The 969-nt window shown below is 46.2% G+C and carries 1 protein-coding gene and 1 pseudogene; both read left to right on the forward strand.

The annotated features are described in order from the left end of the window. Window positions 1-469, forward strand: a pseudogene (locus R7P74_RS25160) (extracellular solute-binding protein); the annotation flags it as partial. 9 nt (window positions 470-478) lie between these two features. Then, the coding region (locus R7P74_RS25165) for an ABC transporter ATP-binding protein (protein WP_318123364.1) at window positions 479-969 on the forward strand (491 nt) is incomplete at its 3' end.

Raw genomic sequence — 969 nt, forward strand, 5'->3', positions numbered from 1 at the left:
CAAGTATGTGCGTGAGAAAAAACACGAACTTGCTTTCTTTGATATGGGAACTTCGGAAATCCCAACTTATTGGGAATACTTCCATTCCGTGAACGCGAACAAACCACAAACGAACTCATTCACTAACTACAGCACGCCAGAGCTAGATGAAAAGATCATTGCGTATCTCTTTAACATGGACATGGATAAGAAGATCCAACTAGGTCATGAGATTCAGCGAGACATTATTGATGCGCACGTGATTGTCACTGGCTACATGGTACCTTACGTTCGTTATGGACACTGGCGTTGGTTGAAATTGCCAGAGAAACCAATGAATCGAATGACAGAAGCGTTGTTCAGTGGCGGAATTATCGGTGATGGCACGTATTGGATCGACAAAGACGTGAAGAAAGAAACCCAGAAAGCGATGAAGTCGGGTAAAACCTTTGAACCGGTTGTTGTCGTTGATGACACGTATAAGCTGTAAGGATGTGTTATGGAAAACGATGTAATTTTGAGTGTAAAAGATCTCGAAGTGGAATTCATCACGGATGATGGCCCGGGAAAAGTACTCCATGGCGTGAACTTTGATGTTCGTGCAGGACGAACGCTCGGTCTCGTTGGTGAGTCTGGCAGTGGTAAGAGCGTGACCTCAATGTCCATCATGGGACTGTTGCCAAAGCCTTACGGCAATATTGTCAATGGTGAAGTTAACTACCGAGGTACCAATCTGGTGTCGCTACCAGCGGAAGAAATGTACGCCATGCGCGGCGACCGCATTTCGATCATTTTCCAAGACCCAATGACGGCGTTGAATCCAGTGCATACCATTGGCCGCCAACTGTGCGAAGTGTTGGAATTACACCGTCCTGAGTTAGGTAAAAAAGAGCGCGAATCCTACGCGGTAGAAATGCTGGCTAAAGTGAAAATTCCAATGCCAGAAAAGCGCCTCAACGAATACCCGCACAACCTATCTGGTGGTATGCG

The sequence above is a fragment of the Vibrio sp. 2033 genome, assembly GCF_033339735.1.